General features: G+C 58.3%; 18 protein-coding genes. 8 read left to right on the top strand and 10 right to left on the bottom strand.

What is annotated here, in order from left to right:
- Nucleotides 1–90 precede the first annotated feature (90 nt).
- From GGI60_RS27190 to GGI60_RS27165, 6 genes are all read right to left on the bottom strand, one after another.
- The gene (locus GGI60_RS27190) at nucleotides 91–696 is read right to left on the bottom strand and encodes a DUF1419 domain-containing protein (RefSeq protein WP_183934901.1); all 606 of its coding nucleotides are present in this window, start codon (nucleotides 694–696) and stop codon (nucleotides 91–93) included.
- A gap of 64 nt (nucleotides 697–760) precedes the next feature.
- Nucleotides 761–1,792, bottom strand: coding sequence for a DUF3991 and toprim domain-containing protein (locus GGI60_RS27185; protein WP_088395869.1), 1,032 nt, complete (start codon nucleotides 1,790–1,792; stop codon nucleotides 761–763).
- Nucleotides 1,793–1,994: 202 nt separating this feature from the next.
- Nucleotides 1,995–2,171 carry a hypothetical protein gene (locus GGI60_RS27180; protein ID WP_170961508.1) on the bottom strand — a complete coding sequence of 59 codons (177 nt, stop codon included), beginning with the start codon at nucleotides 2,169–2,171 and terminating at the stop codon, nucleotides 1,995–1,997.
- Between the two features lie 652 nt (nucleotides 2,172–2,823).
- A complete protein-coding gene (dhaL, locus tag GGI60_RS27175) occupies nucleotides 2,824–3,465 on the bottom strand; it encodes a dihydroxyacetone kinase subunit DhaL (RefSeq protein WP_088395868.1) in 642 nt (213 codons plus the stop codon).
- 10 nt (nucleotides 3,466–3,475) lie between these two features.
- Nucleotides 3,476–4,468 (bottom strand): dihydroxyacetone kinase subunit DhaK, encoded by a 993-nt coding sequence (locus GGI60_RS27170; RefSeq protein ID WP_040114043.1) that lies wholly within the window; start codon nucleotides 4,466–4,468, stop codon nucleotides 3,476–3,478.
- Between the two features lie 21 nt (nucleotides 4,469–4,489).
- On the bottom strand, nucleotides 4,490–5,341 hold the full coding sequence (locus GGI60_RS27165; protein ID WP_088395866.1) for a sugar phosphate isomerase/epimerase family protein: 852 nt from the start codon (nucleotides 5,339–5,341) through the stop codon (nucleotides 4,490–4,492).
- Between the two features lie 227 nt (nucleotides 5,342–5,568).
- Here GGI60_RS27165 and GGI60_RS27160 point away from each other — a divergent pair, with 227 nt between their 5' ends.
- Nucleotides 5,569–6,498: a LysR substrate-binding domain-containing protein gene (locus GGI60_RS27160; RefSeq protein ID WP_183934900.1), complete on the top strand. Its 930-nt coding sequence runs from the start codon at nucleotides 5,569–5,571 to the stop codon at nucleotides 6,496–6,498.
- Between the two features lie 71 nt (nucleotides 6,499–6,569).
- Here the strand turns inward: GGI60_RS27160 and GGI60_RS27155 are convergent, their stop codons facing one another.
- Both GGI60_RS27155 and GGI60_RS27150 read right to left on the bottom strand, forming a co-directional pair.
- Complete coding sequence (locus tag GGI60_RS27155; protein ID WP_064843786.1) at nucleotides 6,570–7,418, bottom strand: alpha/beta fold hydrolase; 849 nt, start codon at nucleotides 7,416–7,418, stop codon at nucleotides 6,570–6,572.
- Nucleotides 7,415–8,383: an NAD(P)-dependent oxidoreductase gene (locus tag GGI60_RS27150; RefSeq protein WP_088395911.1), complete on the bottom strand. Its 969-nt coding sequence runs from the start codon at nucleotides 8,381–8,383 to the stop codon at nucleotides 7,415–7,417. Before GGI60_RS27150 ends, GGI60_RS27155 begins: the two co-directional genes overlap by 4 nt.
- 395 nt (nucleotides 8,384–8,778) lie before the next feature.
- Between GGI60_RS27150 and GGI60_RS27145 the strand changes: the two genes are divergently transcribed.
- The 3 genes from GGI60_RS27145 (at nucleotide 8,779) to GGI60_RS27135 (ending at nucleotide 13,284) form a co-directional block, all read left to right on the top strand.
- A complete protein-coding gene (locus GGI60_RS27145) occupies nucleotides 8,779–9,795 on the top strand; it encodes a TRAP transporter substrate-binding protein (RefSeq protein WP_081284275.1) in 1,017 nt (338 codons plus the stop codon).
- A 9-nt stretch (nucleotides 9,796–9,804) separates the two neighbouring features.
- Nucleotides 9,805–11,670 (top strand): TRAP transporter large permease subunit, encoded by a 1,866-nt coding sequence (locus tag GGI60_RS27140; RefSeq protein WP_004130056.1) that lies wholly within the window; start codon nucleotides 9,805–9,807, stop codon nucleotides 11,668–11,670.
- A gap of 615 nt (nucleotides 11,671–12,285) precedes the next feature.
- Complete coding sequence (locus tag GGI60_RS27135; protein WP_183934899.1) at nucleotides 12,286–13,284, top strand: MBL fold metallo-hydrolase; 999 nt, start codon at nucleotides 12,286–12,288, stop codon at nucleotides 13,282–13,284.
- Between the two features lie 178 nt (nucleotides 13,285–13,462).
- On the opposite strand, the gene GGI60_RS27130 is transcribed toward GGI60_RS27135, so the two are convergent.
- Complete coding sequence (locus GGI60_RS27130; RefSeq protein ID WP_183934898.1) at nucleotides 13,463–13,720, bottom strand: hypothetical protein; 258 nt, start codon at nucleotides 13,718–13,720, stop codon at nucleotides 13,463–13,465.
- 605 nt (nucleotides 13,721–14,325) lie between these two features.
- Nucleotides 14,326–16,770 carry a beta-glucosidase gene (locus GGI60_RS27125; protein ID WP_183934917.1) on the bottom strand — a complete coding sequence of 815 codons (2,445 nt, stop codon included), beginning with the start codon at nucleotides 16,768–16,770 and terminating at the stop codon, nucleotides 14,326–14,328.
- Nucleotides 16,771–17,003: 233 nt separating this feature from the next.
- Between GGI60_RS27125 and GGI60_RS27120 the strand changes: the two genes are divergently transcribed.
- From GGI60_RS27120 to GGI60_RS27105, 4 genes are all read left to right on the top strand, one after another.
- On the top strand, nucleotides 17,004–19,742 hold the full coding sequence (locus GGI60_RS27120) for a methyl-accepting chemotaxis protein (protein ID WP_246720496.1): 2,739 nt from the start codon (nucleotides 17,004–17,006) through the stop codon (nucleotides 19,740–19,742).
- 82 nt (nucleotides 19,743–19,824) lie between these two features.
- Nucleotides 19,825–20,718: an MBL fold metallo-hydrolase gene (locus tag GGI60_RS27115; RefSeq protein ID WP_183934897.1), complete on the top strand. Its 894-nt coding sequence runs from the start codon at nucleotides 19,825–19,827 to the stop codon at nucleotides 20,716–20,718.
- Between the two features lie 12 nt (nucleotides 20,719–20,730).
- Entirely contained in the window at nucleotides 20,731–21,855 is a 1,125-nt protein-coding gene (locus GGI60_RS27110; RefSeq protein WP_183934896.1) for a zinc-dependent alcohol dehydrogenase family protein, read from the top strand.
- Between the two features lie 21 nt (nucleotides 21,856–21,876).
- A complete protein-coding gene (locus tag GGI60_RS27105; protein WP_064843771.1) occupies nucleotides 21,877–22,653 on the top strand; it encodes an N-acyl homoserine lactonase family protein in 777 nt (258 codons plus the stop codon).
- Nucleotides 22,654–22,701: the final 48 nt, after the last annotated feature.

Raw genomic sequence — 22,701 nt, 5'->3', positions numbered from 1 at the left:
CGAAGGGGTGGAGGGGGGCCGCCTGCATGGGCTGCGCGGCTACGGTCGGCCGAGCGCGATTGCTTCGCGCACGGATACAAGCGGAAACTCTCAAGCCGCGATCGGCGAGGGGAGGTGGCGCAGTTGTACCGGCAGCTTGGCGGCGATCTCGTTCTCGCTGAGGTCTTCCAGCAGCTTTAGAACAGTGCCGCCTTTACCGCCGTAGATCATCAGGGTGCGTTTGCGGCGCGAGGCCTCTGGCCAGCGCTCGCCCGCATAGCCGCGATAATCGTCCGCCGTACTGCTCCAGATATGCTCGAGGCGTTCCTCGCGCGTCATGGTCCGGACCGGGCGGCTTTCGCGCTCGACAATCGAGACGCGCATGGTCTCGACGGAGGCTTGATCGGCAAGGTCGCAATAGCCGTGAAAATTGCGGATCGCCTCGTCGATCCGGAGCGCGAAGAACACTGATGTCACCGAGCCGGTCAGGAACTCGCGCATTGCGAACATCGAACCGCGGATCCAGAGCGGCGGCAGGATTTCGAACATGTAGTCGTGCTCGGCCTCGCCGATCTCGAACCATTCGCCGTTATAGAGCGGCGTTGCGTCGTCTCCCCAACGGTTGGGCCGCAGGAGATGACGGTCGAACATGCGGAACATCTGCGGTCGGCTTGCGACGCCTTGGAAGACTTTTCGGATTGCGGGAGAGGGGTTCATCTGCAGCTCCTTCGGAGGTTTCGGGCCGAAGCGCGGCACTGTCCTCTCGACCTTGCCTTCCTCTTCAGTCCTTCATGACCCCTTGGCTGCCGCCGGCATCGCGACCGTCGGGGTCAAGGGCCGGCTCCGCCGGGCGAAGCTTCCCTTGATGCCGGCGGCGCGCATGCGGCACGCCTCCTCCTTCCGTCCTTTCCCTCTTTTCCCTTTCCCTGACCTTCAGGGTTTCGTTCCAATCCTCCCGGGACGGCCGAAGTCGCGTCCAGTCGCAACCTGCATCGTCGGCAAGCGTCCGCAGCCGTTCGGCAAACATGTCGCCCTGCGGATTGGAGTCCGTCGCCGCAGCCATCTGGACGCCGGGCTTTCCAGCCAAATCCCGCAACGCCGCCTCCGTGGTTGGCGACCATCCACCGCCAGTGCTGAGATAAAGCGTGCCGTGCCGTAAACCTTCGATCGCAGCGAGGCTCATGGCATCGATTGCGGCCTCCGTGACCGCAAGACGCAATGGGCTGTCGGAACCGAAGCGGAAAAGGACCTTGGCTCCTCCGGATGCAAAACCCCGGTATTGCGGACCCCGCGCTTCCCAGCCGGTCAAGACTCCGGCCTGGTCCCGGTGCGCCGCCCACATGCTGCCTTGCGGACCTTCGCGCAGGATGTCACTTTTGATCGCCGCTCGCAGCACGTAAGTTGGCACGTGGCGCTCGCCACTGAGGTATCGCCATGTCGAGGAACCCGGCCAAGGTCGCCGGCGGGACCGCCAACGATCGGGAAGAGACAGGTCGCATCTCTCGCCATCTTTCGCCGGCTGCCACTCCGGCTCCGTGATCTGAAACCCTACGAGAGCCGCGACCCGTTCTACGCCTTCGAGAAAACCGACCCGATCGAGATGCTCTACGAGCCGGAACACATCGCCCTTCGCCTCGGAAAGAGGATCGAACCAACCACGCCCTTCATAGGTGACGATGATGATCTCACCGCCGCGGCGGAATTTGACTGCCCGCCGTGTGCTTTCCTTCGCGTCTATTGCAAACCCGGCATGCTCAAGCACCGCCGCACATCTGACCTGCTCGCGCAACGCTTCTATTTCTCTTCTCTTCATTTTTCCTTCCGATCGCCCGGCGATCGGCCTCCATAGCCCTTCCTTGCCCGTCGGTTCACCCGACCCCTTTCGGCAGGCCCCAAAGAGCAAAGGCCGCAAGGGCGCGGCGCGCAATTGTCGGATCATGCAAGCTGAAATTGGCCGCGGCGAAGCTTCCCTTGCGGCCCGCCGCTCGCAAGGGGCACGCCCCGGCGGTGCCGGCTCAATGAGCCGGCCAAGGCATGTACTCATGCACGATCGCCAGATCGTCGTCGGCGTCGATCTCATCGGAAGGAATGACGCCATATTCGCCGTCAACTTCGAAAAGGGTGACCGGTACCATCAGGTCACGGGAGAGCTGGAAGGCGTGGGACTGGGCGAGAGAGAGATCGTGCGACATTTGAGAGGCTCCTTCGGGAGCGGGCCAATTCCCGCTCGATGGCTCCTCCAAAGGCACGGGTCCGGGCGCGATCACCGCGACGCAAAGCGGAAGCGGCCGCAGCTTGCTAGCGGACCCCTCGCGGGTTGATCGTGGAAGATCCGGAACCGGCCAGGACGCCATCGGTAAAGAGCGGGATTGGCTTGCTTCCGTTTGGGCCACCGTTTGACGCACGATTTTCGAGCTTCGTGCCAGGTCGTCGCTCCCCCAGGCCGATTACTCGTGTCTTCGATTTAGCGGGTCAGGTGTTAGCTGAGCGAAGGACTCTGCGTCGCCGCGTGACCGAATGTCGCGTCAGCTTCAGTCGTGGCACCGCCTAAGTTGCGATGAGTCGTGCCTTTCGCGGTTTGCGGAACCCGACCCTGCAAGCGAGAGCGATGGTGCCCGGAGACCGAATGCATAGTTCGCCGCCGACCCAATCTGTCCACTAAATTTGATTCCCGAATGGCCGCGAAAGCGGGTGTCCACCCTCGGGCGGCACACGGAGGAGTGTTGCCGGATTTCTATCGCGGCGCGTTTCACATCAATAACCGAGCGGCACTCTGGATTGGCTTCCCCTTAAGCTCGGCATCACTTCGGTTCTCAGTATGATCACGCTCAAGAAGCGATGACACTATTGAAGCCTATCACGGGTTCCCTCAGACAACTCCTTGAGGATCAGCGCGCAAGACGTCGCACCAGCATCCAGCACGCCGAGCGATCGTTCGCCCAGCCTGCTGGCTCGGCCGATCCGTGCGATCAAGTTCACCGTCGAATCGCGGCCACTTTCGGCTGCCGCAACGAGGAGTTCCAATGCCTCGTCGAAGGATTTTCCTTCTGATGTCGCTTTGTCAAAAGCTTCAACAGCAGGCACCAACGTGTCAAGCAATGTCTTGTCGCCGACTTTGGCCGAACCAATTTCTTGAATACCCGTCAAGCCAGCATGCAGCATTCGGCTGAACGTCTTGCTGTCGATCTGGTCGACCTGATCGATCTGCTGGGCAAACTCGGTGAACATCACACCGTAAAGCGGACCCATAGATCCGCCGATCTCGGTCATCAGGACTGTTCCCAGGGTCTCAAGCGCTTTTGCGAGCGATAGCTCCTTGCCGCGTATCCGGTCGGCCACTAAACCGAAACCTTTCGCCATATTTATTCCGTGATCGCCGTCGCCAATCTTGCCGTCGATCTCGCTGAGGTAGGCGCGGTTGTCGATGATCGCTCTTGCCATGGAGACTACGATTTCTCCGGCTGCCGAGTTATTCATTTTTTGCATTGTTCCCTCCTTAAAGTGTCGCGGCGCAGCGAACCTCGACCTCCAGTAGCGACTTTAGCTCTTCATCGAGCGCCATGACCGTCAAAGTCGCTCCAACCATCTCAAGAGACGTGAAGTAGTTACCAACATACGCTTTGTGGATCCTGAGGCCGCGGCCGGAGATTTCCTCCTCGACTGTGTCGAAGAGAATGTAAAGTTCGTTCAGCGGTGTCGCGCCAAGGCCAGATACCAGTACGGCCACTTCTGTCCCCGAGCCGAGATCATGGTCATCCAGCACGATCTGGCACATATCCTTGGCGACCTCTGATGCGCTCTTGAGCGCTTCTACTCGCACGCCCGGCTCGCCGTGATGGCCGATACCGACTTCAATGGTGCCAGGCTCGATCTGGAAGTTCGGATGTCCGACCGCTGGAAGAGTGCACGGCCCCAATCCGACACCGACCGAGCGGCAATTGTCGATGGCCTTCTGCGCTGCGTCACGAACCTCGGATAGGCTGGCGCCCATCGACGCTTTCGCTCCGCCCACCTTCCACATGAAGATCTCTCCGGCAACGCCTCGGCGCTTCGCCTGCTCCTCCGCGGGGGCGGAGCATACGTCGTCGGTTGCAACGACCGTGGCAACCTCGATGCCGTCCTTTGCGGCGAGCTTCATCGCCATCTTCACGTTCATGTTGTCTCCGGCATAATTTCCGTAGAGGACAACGACCCCTTTCCCACCATTCGCTTCGCGTATGGCATCCTGAAAGCTCTTGGCCGTTGGCGACGAAAACAGCTCGCCGACCGCGACCGCGTCAAGCATGTTGCGGCCTATATAGCCAATGAAGGCAGGCTCGTGTCCGGAGCCACCTCCAGTTACGACACCCACTTTTCCTTGCGCGGGCCGGTCAATCGCCGTCACCACGCGTTGGTTTTCGGCGAGGCGCACGATGTCTCGGTGTGCCTTCACAAAGCCCTTGATGGTATCTTCCACGACCTCATCGCGGTTGTTTACAAAACGTTGCACTGCGTCCTCCTCCAGACACGGTCATAGATTGTCGTTGAGCGCTCGCCGGACGACCTTGAGCGACCGAGCCAGCGAGTCCTCGATCGATGACAGCGGCACGGGATCTTGGCGACGAACGGGCTGCGCCTGCCGATTGCGATGCAGTCTCAAGGGAAGTTCAATACTGACCGGGAGGCTGTCGAGCTTTGCGATTGCAGCCAGGAGGCGCTCGCACCCGACCTTGCCGTCGCCGATATCGCAGAAAAACCAACCTTCGTCGGTTTCACGGACATCCTTGATATGGGCGTGCGCCGATTCCGGCAGCGCCAGGATTCCATCACCTGCGAGATCGTCCATGTCCGGTCGATGTGACGCTGTGTTTGCGGCGTCGTAATTTAGCTTTAGAAAGGGCGATCCGAATTCCTCAACAAGAGAAATACCGTCTCGCGCGGTGTTGATCAGGCTATCGCTGCCGTCTCCTGGGTTTTCCAGGCCAACGATGATATCGAAGGCTTCCGCTCTTCTCAGTATGGTTTCGACGTTGCGACGGAATGTTGCCTCTCTTTGTCGGGCGGCCGCGTTGGTCGCAATAACCTTGGCTCCAATCGCCGCGGCGAATGCCATGCGGCCCGTGAACACTTCGACCGAATCTTCGAAACCGAGGTCGATGTGCGACGACATTGCATGACACAAGAGCCCCGAAGACCTAAGCGCGCTGCGCCAACTGGTCATCTCGGAAGCTTTGAAGGCGGTCTCGTCAAAGGGTTCTGTATATCCAACGATAAAGGCCGGCTCGAAATGCGTGAACCCGAGGGTTGCCGCGCTCTCCAGTGCGGCCTCTCTGCTATGCCCGTCGTACGGCGCGCCGGACACGGAGATCACCCGTTCAGCCATGCATTCCTCCCTTAGAAGAACGGCGCAAAGTCCGTTCCGAAGGGCAAAGTGTTAAAAACGCTTCATCCGGACAAGCGAATTCCATCGGTCAATGCATGAATACATCTCAACAGCTGCATCATTTGCGTTAAATTTCCTCATGGAATATAGATGAAGGGCGTCCTCCAGCGTACTGAATCTCTCCAGTGGGAAAGGTGGCGAGGCACGCATAAACGGGAGGAGGGGTGATGAGCGCGTTGGAGTTTCCTTCGCTGCGATCGCTACAGGTGTTGGAAGCTGTCGCACGTTTTGGATCTTTTGGAAAAGCCGCCGAGGAACTGAGCATCAGCCCCTCGGCCGTGAGCCATCAAATGGCCGCGCTGGATTCGGAGCTCGGAATTGCTTTATTTCATCGCTCCGGGCGTTCAATCATGCTGACTGACGCGGGGAGGGCTTACGCCGAAGAGATCAGCGCCTCGTTTCGAAGGATCGAGAGCGCCACGCGCAATTTCACGAAGAAGGGCAAAAGTGACATTCTGAATATCCATTCGGTCGTCAGTCTAGCTTCGCAGTGGCTCATGCCTCGCCTGGCCCGGTTTAGCGCCCGCTATCCGGAGATCGATCTTCGACTGCACGCTTCTGGTGACCCGGCCGAGCTCAGGACCGGCAACGTCGATATAGACATCCGCTACGGAACGCAGCCCGTGGAGGTTGGCATCGCCGTCGAGCCCTTCCCACCCGAGCCAATAATGGTCCTGTGCGCCCCATCGTTGGTCGAGGGCGCAAACGGAATACGCTCACCGCAGGATCTCGCCAGATTTCCGCTCATCCACTCCGAAGTGAACCTCTATCGCTGGCAGGATTGGGCCGACGACCACGGTGTGAGGCTCAACATGGATCGGGGACTGCGTTTCGATAGATCTTTCATGTCCATCAATGCGGCCGCGGATGGACTTGGCGTTTGCCTGGAAAGCCTCATACTCGTCCGGCAAGATCTGAAAAGCGGGAGGCTCGTTGCGCCGTTTGGCCCGGAAGGCCCCAGCATCAATTGCCATAGTCTCGTGTACTTGAGGTCCAGGGCAAGAACACCAAAGATCGCTCTGTTCAAGCGTTGGATCGAAGAGACCCTGGCTGGCGACACGGTTTCTGCGAGTGAGATCGACGTCGGCGGGAGGTGAGTTATGCACACTCAGGGTCGGTGATGCGCGACTGGTGGATCAGACGCGCATCCCCGACGTCAGGCAGTGGTTTAGCCAAAGAATTTCCGGAGTTCGTTCGCTATGAATTCGGGAGCTTCTTCCGCAACCCAGTGACCCGAGCCCGGGATCAATCCGCCTCGAACGTCACTCGCCACCCGCTGCATTGATTCCATCGTCTCCATGCCGCGGCCAAAACCACTGTCTCCGCCCAGGGCGAGGACCGGCATTTCGAGCTTGCCATCCCTCTCGAGGAATAACTCGTTGTCTTTGACGTCGGTTGGAAAGCCCCGATAATAGGCGAGAAGTGTGCGTAGGCCACCCGGTTTTAGGTAGGTACGGAAATACTCATTCTTGTCTTCCTGAGATAGCACGTTTGCCCGGCTGCCATAATTGTCAAACAACCATTCCAGATAGATATGCTCGCGACCGCCGAACATCGCTTCCGGCAAATCCGGCGTCCTGAAGAAGGGGTGGTGCCAACGCCGGCCGCCTTGCGACATGTCCGCTCCATCGCCAGGAATGGTAACGTCCAGGATCGCGAGCTTGCTAACAGCCTCCCGGTGCTGCGCGGCCAGGGCAAACGCCACCGGGCCGCCCCAGTCGTGTCCCACAAGATTGAAGCGATCGATCTTCAGATGTTCAGAAAGAAGCTCCCACACGTCTTCGGCAATCGTCTTCTTGTCGTACCCATCGGCGGGCCGGGAAGTGTCGCCGAGGCCCCGCAGGTCCGGCGCGATGATCGCGTACTTGTCGGCGAGGAAGGGGATCACGTGCCGCCATTCGTGCGAACTCTGCGGCACCCCGTGAAGGAGAACCAGCGGCTTACCGGATCCTGCGGTCAGGTAGTGCATGGTGATGCCGGACAGTCGCGCGTAATTGCTTTTGATCTCGGCACTCATTTCTTTGCCTCCTTCTGGCCCGCGGTCATCCCCCGATACGCACGAATGACCTGACTGTCATCTGCCGAGCCCGACCCCTGGCCAGACGCGGCAAGGAAGAACTGATGCGCAACGGAGGCGAGCGGCAGGGCGGCCCTGGCAGAGGAGCCAGCGGCAAGCACGATACCGAGATCTTTCACAAAGATGTCTACCGCGCTCGTTACCTCTGGGTCTTCCAGAAGCATACGCTGGCCACGATCGTTGAGCATCCAGCTGGCAGCCGCCGAGCCGGACACGATCTCGAGTACCGTTGAGGTGTCGAGCCCAGCCCTTTCGGCGAGCGACAGCGCCTCAGCCGCTGCCGCCAAGTGTACACCGCACAGCAACTGGTTGACCGCTTTGGCAACCGATGCCTGGCCAGGCCGCTCCCCGAGATAATAGATCTTGGAGCCGAGCACGTCGAGAAGATCGCGGCTCATTTCATAGGTTTGCCTGTCGCCAGCCACCATAATGGAAAGCGACGCGTCACGCGCTCCGGCGACGCCGCCGGAAACAGGTGCATCCAGAAACCGGTGACCGCGAGCAGTCACGGCCTCGGCGAGCTGTTCAACCTCGCCGGGAGGGCATGTTGACATCAGGACGACGATGCTGGTCCTGGTTGAATTTGCCAGGGCGCCCCGTTCGAAGAGGGCTTGGTGCGCCTGGTCGATGTTGACCACCATCAACATCAAGACGTCGGTCTCGCTGGCGGCTTCTGTGGCGTCTGGATAGGCAGTCCCGCCACTGTCAGCGAAGCTTTTTAGAGCATTCTCCGAGATGTCAAACCCCTTGACCCTGAAGCCGCTTTTTAGGAGATGCGACGCCATGGGCAATCCCATGGAGCCGAGACCAAAAAAACCGATTGTCGGTTTTCCCGGTCCTCGTGCCGGGCTCGGCTTTGTTTCTAAAGCTTGGTGCAATTCCGGTCTCCTCCGAGATACTGGCACGTCATAGGTCGGCACATCCCACCGGAGTGCCATGGTCGCATGCAAAGCGGTTAGCATAGCGGCTTCCTCCACATCAAAAGAGTTTGCCCAAAAAACATGTGATCTGGATTCATGTTGCCTGGCGCGTTCTCCTAGAAAAACTTTGTCTCCATCGCGGGTCACGCCGAACTCGCCTGAGTTCAACTCACCATTGGCCTGAGGCAATTCATTTGCGGACGTTTGGCGCAAGCGCCTATTTTACGTCCAGCCGCACAGTGGGAGGCTTCCGGCTTCAGCGACGTCACACCAAGGTCTAAGCAACCTGCGAGAAACTGAGGACCGCTTACGAGGAGAGCGCCTGCGCTGGAGGCTCCTAAAAACATCGACATAGATCAACACGGTTAGAGGAGGAACCAATGATCACAATGAACCGCCGTACCCTTATTATGAGTTCCGTGGCGATGACCGCCACGCTTGCGGCACCTCGCACAATGCGCGCGAGCTCGCCAGAGTTTTCGTTTAAATTTGCCAACATCATGCCCGTTGATCATCCGCTCAACACCCGCATGACCGAGGCTTCCAACAAGATCAGCGAGCAAACAGACGGCCGCGTGAGTATTCAGGTGTTTCCCGCGAGCCAGCTCGGCACCGATGCTGATATGCTCAGCCAGCTTCGATCGGGTGGCCTGGACCTTCTTGCGCAGACAGGCCTCATCGCAGCGACACTCGTTCCGCCCGCGGCCATCACCGGCGTAGGATTTGCCTACCCCAACTATGCTCAGGTCTGGAAGTCGGTGGATGGCGAGCTCGGCCGGAGCATCCGGACGGCTTTTGAGAAGGTCAACCTGATCGCCTTCGAGAAGATGTGGGACAACGGCTTCCGGCAGACCACCTCGATCGGCAAACCGATCAAGTCGCCCGAGGACCTCAAGGGCTTCAAGATCCGCGTCCCTCCTGCGCCGCTCTGGACATCGCTCTTCAAGTCCCTCGGCGCCGCGCCGACATCAATTCCATGGGGCGAAACCTATTCCGCGCTTCAGACTCACGTGGCTGACGGTCTCGAAAACCCGCTCGCTGGCATTTACTTTGCCAAAATGTACGAGGTTCAAAAGTATCTTTCCCGGACCAACCATATGTGGGACGGCTTCTGGATCCTCGCCAATCGGGACAACTTCGAGATGTTGCCTGAGGACTTGCGTGACATTGTCGTCACCGAAATCAATCGCTCGGCTCTCGTGCAACGCGCTGATGTCGAAAAGCTGAATTCCGAACTCCAGGCAGAGCTGACGAGCAAGGGTCTTGAATTTATCGACGTCGATACTGCCCAGTTCCGCGCGACGCTGCAGGCTTCGTCGTTCTACTCCGATTGGAAGGGGCGTTTCGGCGAGGAAGCATGGGCGTTGCTGGAGTCTACCTCGGGCAAATTGATCTGAGGCGTTGACATGGCTACTTCTGAAAATGTCAGCCCCCCGGTGATTGGCGCGTGGCCAGTCCTGGCCAAAGCTGAAGCGGGCGTGGTGCGCCTGATTGAATTGATCGCCGCAGCACTTGTTGTCGTCGAGGTACTCGTGCTGTCGGCGGGCGTCTTCGCCCGCTATGCATGGGGCGAGCCGCTCATCTGGTCGGACGAGCTCGCCTCCATGTTGTTCCTCTGGCTTTCGATCGTGGGCGCGGTCCTCGCTTTTCACCGCGGACAGCACATGAGGATGGGCGTTATCGCGGACGCGATGCCGCCCGTCGTAAGGGCAAGACTGGAGGTGGCTGCACTTGTCTTTTGCCTTTCGGTCTGCGTGCTTCTTCTACCCAAAGCCACGGTCTACGCTCTTCATGAAGTTCCGGTCGTCACTCCCGCGATGGAGGTTTCGGTCGCATGGCGTTCGTTTGGTCTTCCGATCGGACTTGGCCTGATGCTTATCCTTGGCGTGACCAATGCCCTTCAGCGCATCAGGCTGAGCGATTTCCTGATCGGAGTCCTTGTAGCCGCATGCTTGATAGGGTTGGCGATTGCGGCGAAACCGTTGATCATGGCGATGGGCAACTGGAACCTCGTGCTTTTCTTCGTAGTCTTCATCGCACTAGGTGTGCTGAGCGGCGTACCAATCGCGTTCGTGTTCGCTCTCGCTGCCATCAGTTATGTGGCTCTGGGTACGAGCCGTCCGATAAGCGTGATCGCGGGTCGGCTTGACGAGGGAATGTCGCATCTTCTCCTGCTGGCGGTCCCGCTGTTCGTGCTGCTGGGTATGCTGATGGAGGTTACGGGCATGGCAAAAGCGATGCTGAACTTCCTGGCGTCCTTGCTCGGACATGTCAGAGGCGGCCTGTGTTACGTCCTCGTCGCGGCAATGTATCTGGTGTCTGGGATATCGGGTTCGAAGACCGCCGACATGGCTGCTGTCGCCCCGGCACTGTTCCCGGAGATGAAAGCGAGAGGATCAAAGCCCGGTGATCTCGTGGCCCTGCTTGCGGCTACGGGTGCGCAGACGGAGACGATCCCGCCGAGCCTCGTATTGATCACCATCGGATCGGTTACGAGCGTATCGATTTCGGCCCTGTTCATAGGCGGTCTTTTGCCGGCGTTCGTCTGCGGATTGATGCTTTGCGTTGTCGTCTGGTGGCGCTATCGCAACGAGGACATGTCGGGTTTTCGCAAGCCGCCGGCCAGGGAGATCTTCCGCACATTCCTGATTGCGCTTCCGGCTTTGGCCCTGCCTTTTATCATCCGTACAGCGGTTGTCGAAGGCGTTGCTACCGCCACGGAAGTCTCGACAATCGGCATTGCCTATTCGCTGCTGGCAGGCCTCCTCATTTACCGCCGGTTCGACTGGAAGCGGGTGGGTCCGATGCTGGTGGAAACGGCGGTCTTGTCCGGAGCCATCCTTTTCATCATCGCGGCGGCAACGGCTGTGGCCTGGTGCCTAACTCAATCGGGTTTTTCGCGTGGGCTGGTTCAGACGATGGCGGGTCTACCCGGAGGAGCGCCGATCTTTATGATCGTGTCGATCGTCGCGTTCATTGTGCTCGGTAGCGTGCTGGAAGGCATTCCCGCGGTGGTTCTGTTCGCACCTCTGGTATTTCCGATCGCCAAGGGATTAGGGATCCACGACGTGCACTATTCGATCGTGGTCATTCTCGCCATGGGAGTGGGCTTGTTCCTCCCGCCGTTCGGCGTCGGTTATTATGCCGCCTGTGCAATCGGCCGTGTGAACCCGGTGGAAGGGATAAAGCCGCTGTGGGGGTACATGATCGCCCTGCTTCTCGGGCTTGCGATCGTCGCAGCGGTGCCATGGATCTCGATCGGCTTCCTATGACGTGCGACCGTAGGCGGCCGGTAGAGAAGTCGGCCATTCTACGATCGTAACCATGTCGGATAAGGCGGAATGCCGGGCTGGCAACGTGCTTCAGAAGCATGCTGCTGGCTCCGCAATATGCCCGGGAAGGAATGTAGCGCCCACCGGAAGATCGTTACGTCCTCGCGGTTTTCCGTGGCTTCTTCCTCAAGGAGCGGTGCGCTCTTCGAGGGAAGAGGTAACATCTATCCTCCTACCGCTTAATGAACACCGTTGGCGACCTGACGCAGAGCCACTCACATGACAAAGAGGCAGCCAAGGCGATCCACGATAATCTTGCCGATACTCGGATGCGAGCCGCGTCCCGCAGTCAGGGAACCAAGAGTTCTTTCGAACTCACCGTAAGCCAACGAGATCTGATGGCCGGAGCAACGCGGTACCCCGAAACCGCTTGTTTCGATTGATTAATCGCAGGTCCGAGCGAGATCATTTGTTGAGCGATGCTCATTGAAATGGACTTGCAATTCAATTGTCGTAGACCTGCCACTTGATACCTTTCCAATGCAGACAAAGCCGAAATCCGTCGCAAGACAAGCGCGGTCTGCAGACGCTTTTTTACAAATGGGGAGGAGTGAAATGGGAAATGAACGTTTCGAGATCGACCGCCGCAACTTACTATTGGCAGGGGGAGCTGCTTTGAGTGGAGCCGTTTTGGGTGCGAACAGTATAGCGGCTCACGCTAGGGCGAGCCCCGTTTCCGGGGCACAAGCTCCGGACTTTTATCGATTTGCCATTGGGGACGCCCAGGTAACCATCGTATCAGACGGCCCACTTCCGCTCGGCGACCCGACACAAAGCTTTCTCGGCGTGCCGGCCGACGAGATAAGATCCATGCTAAACCACAGCTTCCTGCCCACGGATGAGATCGTTCTCGCTCAGAACGCACCTGTCGTAAACATCGGTAGCAAGCTGATTTTGTTCGACACGGGGATGGGATCGCTTAAGCAATTTGGCCCGACGACTGGCCGTCTCAAGTCTTGCTTGGCCGCCGCGAATATTGCGCTGGAAGATATTGACGCTGTCGTCTGTTCGCATGCTCATTGGGACCACGTCGGCGGAATCTGGGGCGACGACGGGAAACCAACGTTTCCAAACGCCCAGGTGTACATCAGCCAAACCGACTACGATTTCTGGACCGACGAGAAAAAACTTGGAGGCGATCTCAACGGTCTTGTTAAAGCCGCGATCCACAACCTCAAACCCGTGCGGGACCGCATGGTTTTTTTCCAGGACGAACAAGAGTTTCTTCCTGGTATTCATGCCATTAGCGCTCCTGGACACACACTCGGCCATAGCTGCTTTATGATTGAATCAGCAGGAAAGACAATGTGCTATGGCGGCGACCTCACTCATCATCCTGTGCTTCTGTTCGAAAAGCCTTTGATGGAATTTGCGTTCGATACCGATCCCAAACTGTCGGCTCAATCGCGTGTGCGCATTCTGAAAATGCTGGCCTCCAATAGAATACCCTTCATGTCCTACCACTTCCCATGGCCGGGCTACGGGCACGTTGGCATAGCGGGAGAGGGCTTCGAGTATTTTCCTGAGCCACTACATCTTAGCCTGTTGGACTGAGTGGTAGAGAAGGGCGCGAGGGCAATACCTTCGCGTCAATCCTATCCGGAGGGCAGTCGAACGAAAATCATCACATGGCGGAAGTTACGCAACAAGCAGTGTGCGCCTTCATCGCGTTGCTAGACATCAAGTCTCGCGGGAACGCCAACTGAAATCAAGAGCGATCGGCGGACCGCACCTAAAGGCCATTCCTGATCGGAAACATATCCTCGCCGTAGTGGTGAAGCCTCGTGTGATGCCGTCGGCATAACCAGCGCACCTTTAAAGGGTCGTCGTCTTGATCATGATGGGCGTCGACCATTTCAATCCCGCAGACCTCACATGTTTGCTTTTCCAGCTCGCCTGCCTTTACAGCTCGCTGTACAGCAAGATGAGCATCATATTTCGCTGGATTAGCACGGCGCCAATTTGCTTGGCGGGTGTCGGTTTTCAGCATCGCCGCATCCTGTGCCTGTAATTTTGGCGCTCTCGACCGATAGATACCTGGAAAGGGCTGCAGGCTCAAGTTCCGCACAGAGCGACGGCGTCTGTCCGTGGCTCCGCGTCCGAAAACAAGATTTCTCATTGCCAGAAATGATCAGGGTTGGGCGATCGAGTTCCACCTTTGCTGCCCGCAATCTTCGCACCGGTGGATACGATATCGCTCGGGTCGATCGGTGCTCCCGATCTTAGCGCGCTGGATGACTAAGCTTGAAATTACTGCTCGATACATATGTCCTGAAGGAGATCGGTCGAGCCGAACTGCACGAGAATGTGGCAGCCCTCGATATGATTGACGATTCCGATCTCGCGGCTAGCGTGAGCTCAGTTCGAGAGACTGCGAAAGGCATCAAAAAAAGCGTAGGACCGACGCTGTCGCGAACGTGTCCGCCAACGCTTCCGACGCCATCTTCGCCGCCTATGAAGGTCGGTATCCTTCCTGTCGATGACAATATCGCCCGTCTTGAGCCATTCATTCACTCATTCACCGAGCTTCACCGCCACTGCGCTCTTTTTTGGGACTCAACCACCGCCAAACGTAGTCTTTGCTTCTCTGCACGATTAGAGCGCTAAGACAGCGCCCTTTTGCGTGACAGTTCCACTCAAACGGATGTCGGTGGCCGAGAACCCAACCATAACTGCAAATTCCCCCGTCTCTATCCGCCAGCACCGCTCGGTCGTGTCGAAGAAGGCAAATGTTCGGGCGTCAAGAATGAAACTGAGCCTTCGTTTCTCACCGGGTTCCAGGCCGATTTTCGAGAAGGCCTTCAATTCTTTAACCGGTCTGGGTACAGATGCTTCAACATCGCCGACATAGATTTGCACCACTGCCGAACCTGGCCGCTCGCTGACGTTGGTCAATCCCAGTGTCACTGTCACCGCGCCGGCAGGATCCGGCAGCCCCACCGTCAGGTCTGACATCGCAAAGCTTGAATAACCGAGACCATGACCGAAGGGGAACAGTGGCTTAATGTCCTGGCGATCGTAGTGCCGATATCCAACGAACACACCTTCGTCATATCGCACATGGCCATTCTTGCCTGGATAGACCGCGTCATCCTCGGTATGTGTGGGATTGTCAGCCCAGCGCACGGGGAAAGTCTGTGCCAGTCGGCCCGAGGGCTCGGCCTTGCCAAGGAGCACATCGGCGATCGCGTTGCCAGCCTCCTGACCGGGATACCAGCATTGCAGTACTGCACGAGCACCGGAAAGCCAGGGCATTTCCACCGGTCCACCGGTTTGTAGGACGACAATCGTGTTCGGATTGGCCGCAATTACCGCCTCAACAAGCTGGTCCTGCAGACCAGGAAGTGCAATGCCGCGGAGATCGGAGCCCTCGGTATCCCAGTCGCCCGTTCTGCCCACGAAGACTACCGCATGATCAGCCTTCGCGGCGACGGCTGCTGCCTCGGCAATCTCCGCTTCGGCCGAAAACCTGCCTATTCCTACCCGAATTGCGGCGATATAGAGGTTGACGTGATCGTGCCGGGCGTACTCGGCGACGACCTCGTATGTACGGCCGGCTTCGAGCGTGATTTCACCCACGACCTCCTCGCAGCCTTCTTCAAAGAATGTGGTACCACGTGTCCAGGAAGCCCAGGCGTCCACCACAAGCCTGCCGTCCACATAGACCCGACCAAGCCCGGCCGAGGTCAGGCCGACGCGATAGACGCCGGCTTCTAAGGCTGTGAAGACGGTGCGCATTCGGGCGGAAAAGCGATGCGGATCGACTAGGCCCCCGGCCACGGGGGGCAACCATACACCGAGGCTCGACGGTTCCTCGATAACCTTCACGGGCTCGCCAGCAAGCTCCCTTTCTTGGAAAAATTCGAAGGTTGTCGGGTTTTCGATCAGCGGCTGAAACCGATAATTGCTGCAACCCCGAGCGTAGCACACGTTCTCCTCACCCAGGGCGTCCGCCAGCCCCTGCCACGGACTGACGACATAGTGGGGGTTCAACTGCGCCGAGCCGCCTCCCATAACCTGCGCGATCTTGGCATTGGGTCCAATGATGGCGACCGTACCTTGCTGAGCCAATGGCAGGATGCCGTCATTCTGTAGCAGAACTGCGCTTTCCGCTCCCGCGCGCCTGATGAGTGCCCTATGTTCCGGCCGATTAATGGCGTACTCCTTAAACTCGCGATGATCGTTGATTGCGCCGGTGCGTTCCATCAGGGTCAGGATATTGTGCACACAGGCGCGGACGGTCTCGACACTTACCTCGCCCGCGTCGATCGCCGCCAGAAGCTTGGAGCCGCGGTCGCGGGTCGGGCCCGGCATCTCCAGATCCAACCCAGCATTCACGGTGGGTGCGGTCGAACGCGAGCCGAACCAGTCCGACATCACCACGCCGTTAAAACCCCAGTCACCGCGCAGTACCTCGTTCAACAGCCAATGGCTTTCCGCCGTGTAAGTACCGTTTAGTTTGTTATATGAAGACATCACGGCCCAGACCTTTGCCCGCTTCACCGCCGCCTCAAAGGGTATTAGGTAGACTTCGCGCAGAGTGCGTTCATCGATATCTGAAGAGATGGTTGTACGTTCGATCTCGGACTCGTTGCCGGCGAAATGTTTTATCGTGGCACCCACTTTCTTGGACTGCAGACCTTCGATATAGCCGACGGCAAGTTCCGCCGTCAGTATCGGATCCTCAGAGAAACACTCAAAGTTGCGGCCGTTTGTGACGCTGCGCTGGATGTTAACGGTCGGCGCCAACGAGATATGGGCCCCTTTGGAAAGAACCTCGTCACCTAGCGCACTGCCGATTTCCCTGGCTAGGTCCGGGTTCCAACTCGCTCCGATGGCAATGCCTACCGGGAAAGCCGCTGCAGTCACACCCCCGACAAAAGATCCCGCCCCGCGGGCGCCGTTGGGGCCGTCCGTCAAGCGCAATCTCCCTATCCCTAGGCGGTCGATGGGCGGTAAAGACCAGAACGTGTCGCCGGAAAGTAGCGAGACCTGCTCGGCCAAGGTCATATTATCGAGCAATGCTCTCGTATCAGTCATCTTCTCTGCTTCCTCAATCTCAACACTTACCGTTCCCAGATCGGGCATCTCGATATGCATATTGGGAAAGCTGGTGAGGTCGGCGTCATCCGTGGAGCCGTCCATCCATGAGAAGGAAGGCCCGTTTGTTCACCAAGGCGCCGTCACCACGACGACGACATGTTCGCAGCCTTCACATGGCCGAGATGCCATCACCGCTTTCCACTGAAAACAAGGACATCGCGGTTTGATCGATGTCAGCGGTGAAAGTTGTGCCGGCTGCGGCAGCGCCGGTTCTGGAGTTATTCCTCCGCACGTTCGCGAGACAATCTGATAAACCTGAACATGCTTTATCAGACAATCTGTTGACAGACAATCCTCAGTCGCGCAGCCTCGTGTCGTCATTGATGATTCGATGCTTCCATCGGAGGCGGATCCCGATGGATGAAGCTTCCTATGGACAAGGATGGACCACAATGGACAGGCTGTTGTCCCGTTTCCGGCTACAGACAAAAGTAATCATTTTCGTACTGCCTTTCATAATCAGTATTTGCGCGGTGGGGTTTTTGGGGCACTACGCTGCGGGTCTCCTACAAAGCCGCCTGGAAACCTCAAGCCAGGTGATGCAGGTGCTCTCGGGTTTCCGTGACGTCTCCGCCTCGATGAGAGAGTTTCTCGACGAGGCGTCGGAAGAAAGGCGCGATCGCGTGAAGGCTGACCTGCTCTCGCAGCAATCGCATCTGCAGGCTTTGGTGACGAATGCCGGAGCTACGGGGGAAAGCGAAGGCCTCCAGTCGGCAAACGCGATTATGCTGGACGTGGTGAACAATTTTGGTTCTCTCTGGAGCATCCATGAAAGCGAAGAGAAACTGATAAGCTCGATCGCCAATCATTCTGAATCGCTGGTTTGGTCGCAGAATGAAATGCTCAAGCTAGCAGACGAGTTAAGGAAGTCCGGCGAGCAGTCCGAGGGCGCCGCCAAATCGATGTTGCGCGATGCCGACAGGGTGACAGGCTATGCAACCTTCTTCCTTGATCTTGCCGCGGGCTACCAATCCGCCGGAACGACCGAGCTGAAACTCAAATATTTGGGCGGCAAAGTCGGCGAGTTGCGTCGGAGCGCCCGAAATCTGCGGGCTTCCTTGCCATCAGACGCCACAAAACTGTCGAGCTCGGTCGATGGCGCGGTGAAAAGCGTAACACAACTTCTGTCGCAGGGCGCCGCATCGGACAACGCCGTGGGCCTCGACACCGCAATGTCCGCGTTCAAGGAAATCTCCGACGCAATTAACGCGGTAGCGAACCAACAAACAAAGAAAGCAATCGTCGAGTTCGCAGGTCTCGACCAACGTTTGGCGAAGATCAGCAGCGCCTTGGACGGCAGCCGAAGACTTTCGGACTCCAGCTACCTCATCAGGATAAACCTTGCGCGCTTCATAGCCGACCCTACCGAACAAAACCGCGCGCAGCTCGTCCAGAACTTTGACAGAACGAAGAAGGAGATATTGGACATATGGAGTGCCGCTTCCGACCTCGACCTTTTCAAGGCAGTCCAGAATACGGTGCCGCCGGCGGTAGAGGGTTTGACGCAGGACAGTGCGAAGCTCGTCGAGATCTCGGAAGTGAGGCGTGCGCAATATAGGCAAACGACAGACCAGTTGAACACCATATGGGGCCACCTCACGACGTTTGCCGACGCCCAGCGCGCAAGAGCCATTGAAGAGACGGCTTACGCGAATGGCATTGGCCTCATCACGACATTTGCTGGCGTCCTCGTCGCACTTCTCGCTGGCTTCGGGATGATTGCGACTTTCAAAAAACCTGTCGTCCAGTTGACCGACGACATGCGGCGTTTGGCGGAAGGGGACCTTGACATTGAGATCGGCGGTTCTGAGCGCGCTGATGAGCTCGGAGAAATGGCCCGGGCGCTCTGTGTCTTCAGGGAGAATGCCGCGAGGAAGATCGAGATCGAGAACGACGCGGATCGTCAACGATCGGCTTCCGAAGCTGAACGTCGGCACAACGAGGCGGAGAAAGCCGAGATCGACAAACAGATCGGCGACGCCGTCGACAGTCTTGCCGCTGGGCTGGAGAGGTTATCCAACGGTGATGTTTCGAGCACGATCGATCAACCGTTCTCCGGGCGGCTGGAACAATTGCGACGGGACTTCAACAATTCGTTGCTGCGCTTGCAGGCGACGATGTCGGAACTTCGCGGCAACATCGTGCTCATTCGGCAAAATGCAGACAATCTCAGCAGTGGCGCCGATGATCTCTCCCGCCGCAGCGAGCGCCAAGCCGCGTCGTTGGAGGAGACAGCGGCTGCGGTTCATCAACTCACCGCGACGGTGCATTCGTCGACAGAGCAGGCGCAGGCCGCAGCCCGGCTTGTAAAGGAAACCAAACAGGCCGCGGATGCGTCTGCTTCAGTGGTCACGAACGCGGTCGACGCTATGGGCCGAATAGAAGCGGCTTCCGGGCGCATTTCGCAAATCATCGGCGTAATCGACGAGATCGCTTTCCAGACCAATCTCCTGGCACTCAATGCCGGCGTCGAGGCCGCGAGAGCAGGAGAAGCTGGGCAGGGTTTCGCGGTCGTCGCCCAAGAAGTCCGGGAACTTGCCCAGCGGTCGGCTCTAGCCGCCCAGGAAATCAAGGGACTCATCGCAAGATCGACCGAGGAAGTCGCCTCGGGATCGAGATTGGTGAACGAGGCGGGCAGTGTGCTCATTGCAATATCGTCGAATGTTGCCGGAATTTCCGAAAGGGTTGAGCTTATCGCTGCGGCAAGCAGGGACCAGGCGGCTTCGCTTATCGAAGTGAACCAGGCCGTCGGCGAGATCGATGACAGCACCCAGCGAAACGCTGCCATCGCCGAGCAAGCCCACGCCGCCACTCAGGAACTCACAAAGGAGACCCAGCGGCTGATGCAGCAGATAGAACAGTTCAACATCGGCAGGCCGAGGGGTCACATGCTTTCGGTCGTTTCCTGACGACAGACTATCATCAATATTCTGTTGACAGATTTTCATACAATCTGTCAAATGGTACAGCCAATCTGGGAGGATATGCGGCGTGCTCAATGACCAAGCGCATCAGACTAAGGTGCCCTATTTCTATCCGTTCAAGTTCGGAACCGGCGAAATAACGGTGCTTTCGGACGGACCGTTGGAATTGGGCGATCCGCGGGAGAATTTTCTCGGGGTCGACGCGGCCACAGTGACGGATATGCTCGACAGGAACTTCCTGTCCAGTTCGTCGGTAACCCTCGAGCAGAACATCCCGCTGGTCAAAATCAACGGAAAGACCATCCTGTTCGACACCGGGATGGGGACGTCGAAGATTTTCGGGCCGACGACCGGCCGCTTGCTGAAAAGCATGCAGGAGGCAGGCATCGACCCCTTGGAAGTCGATGCCGTGGTGTTGTCCCACGCACACATCGACCACACCGGCGGACTTTGCGATCAGGACGGCAAGCTTAATTTTCCGAACGCGGAGATCTTCATAAGCGAAAGCGACTTCGATGACTGGACCGACGGAGGCAAGCTTGATGCCGGTTTCAAGGCTCAGGTGGAAAATGCCCGGAGAAACCTTCTTCCACACCGTGATCGGATAGCGCATTTCGTGGACGGTCAGGAGTTCCTGCCGGGCGTGCAAGCGGTGCACGCTCCAGGCCACACCTTGGGCCACTTTTGCTTCCTCATGCAGTCTGACAACGATCGGCTCTGCTTCCTCGGCGATCTGACCCATCATCATATCCTGCTGATGGAACGCCCGTGGATGGAGTTCAAGTACGACACCGATCCCAAGCTCTCGGCGCGCTCGCGCACCCGGGTGCTGGATATGCTCGCGACAGACCGCATACCAGTGATGTCCTATCACTTTGCGTGGCCCGGGCTCGGCAACGTCGCCCGGGAGCGGGAAGGCTTCCGCTACGTACCCGCCGCCATGCAGATGCTCTCGAGATAGGAATACGCGACAATGCAGATGAAATCCGTCATTCTCCGAGAGTCAGGGCTTCCCAAGCCGTATGCAAGTTCGCGACCTCTCAGTGTCGAGACCGTCGACCTGGCGCCTCCGGGCAATCTTGAGGTCCTGGTCAAAATCAAGGCCGCTGGTGTGTGCCACTCCGACCTGTCGGCGATAAATGGCGACCGGCCCCGCCCGCTGCCTGTCGCGTTGGGGCATGAAGCATCCGGCATCGTCGAAGAAATCGGACCCGGTGTGGATACAGTGAAGGTTGGCGATCACGTCGTGATGTCGTTCCTGCCGATCTGCGGACACTGCGATTACTGCGCGGGAGGACGCGCTAGCCTCTGTGAGCCTGGCTATCGCGCAAACGCCGCCGGGACATTGTTGAACGGTAGCAAGCATATCCGTCTTCGCGGCTACGATATCAACCATCACAGCGGCGTATCGGCGTTTTCGGAATACGCGATCGTGTCGGCGCACTCGGTCGTCAAGATCACCAAAGATGTGGACGTCACGATGGCGGCCCTGTTCGGATGCGCCGTCATGACAGGCGTCGGTGCGGTCGTAAACACGTGTGGCGTGAAGCCGGGACAGTCGGTCGCCGTCATCGGCCTTGGGGGCGTGGGCTTGTCGGCGGTCCTCGGAGCGGTGGCCAGCGGGGCAAGCGAGATCGTCGCCATCGATTTGATGCCGGAAAAGCTTGAGCTGGCTAGGTCGCTGGGCGCGACGCGTACCTTCCTGGCAACCTCGCCGGATGTGGTCGGCGAGGTCAAGGAAGCGACACGCGGGGGAGTGGACTACGCCATCGAGATGGCAGGGTCGAGCAAAGCGTTCGAAACCGCTTATGGCATTACGCGGCGCGGCGGCACGACAGCCACAGCGGGTCTGGCGAACGTGAACACCAAATTCGAGATCTCGCCGCTTCCTCTTGTCGGGGAAGAACGCATCATCAAAGGCAGCTACATGGGGTCCTGCGTGCCTTCGCGCGATATTCCCCGTTATATCGACCTGTTCCTCAAAGGTAGGTTGCCCGTGGAGAGACTGCTGTCCAGCACTGGCCCGCTTGAGGAAATCAACGAGGCCTTCGACCGGTTAGACCGTGGCGAGGTGATCCGGCATCTGCTGGTTCCCTGAGCCTGCGGAAGGAGCGAGAATTTGAACGACTGGAAAGTCCTGGCGATACATTACGGCACTGCGGTTCGGCCCGTTAGCGAACTCGGCCTGGAAGCAGGAGATCCCCACGACGCCCCGGGCAGGATCGAGTATTTCGTCTGGTTGATCCGCCATGGTGAACGTCTGATCCTGGTTGACACCGGGTTTAGCCCGCAGGAGGCTGAAAGGCGCGGGAGGACCATGTTGATCCATCCGGTCGAGGCGCTTCGCCAGCTCGGGATTTCCGCATCGTCCATTACCGACGTCGTCATCACGCATCTCCACTATGATCACGCGGGAAACCTTGTGGACTTCCCCAAAGCCCTGTTCCACTTGCAGGATCGGGAGATGGCCTACGGTACAGGACGATGCATGTGCCATGATCGTCTTCGGCGTCCCTTTGCAGTGGACGCCGTCGTTGATGCGGTCCGCCTGACGTTTTCCGGCAGGATGCGCTTCCACGACGGGAACGGCGAGATTATGGAGGGACTCACCATCCATCTCGTCGGCGGTCATTCCAAAGGCCTTCAGGTCGTGAGGCTGGACGATGGCGATGAAGTCGTCGTCATCGCATCGGACGCACTCCATTTTCAACGCTATCTGGAGCATGACGACGTCTTTCCGCTTTTTGCCGATTACGCCGACGTACTGGAGGGATACCGAACGCTCCGTGAACTATCAGGACCGTCCGGATTACTTGTTCCAGGCCATGATCCCGCAGTCCTGACGGGTTTTCCATCGCTGTCACCCGATCTCGCTTTTGCAAAGGTTCTACGGTAATGGGGACGCGTGGAATGTCCGGTAAGAGATAAAGCTGCGGCGTTCTTC

The sequence above is a fragment of the Rhizobium lentis genome, assembly GCF_014200175.1.
GTDB classification, from domain to species: Bacteria; Pseudomonadota; Alphaproteobacteria; order Rhizobiales; family Rhizobiaceae; genus Rhizobium; species Rhizobium mulingense.
Note: the sequence above shows the minus strand (reverse complement) of the source record. Positions and strands in the feature narration are given on the sequence as shown.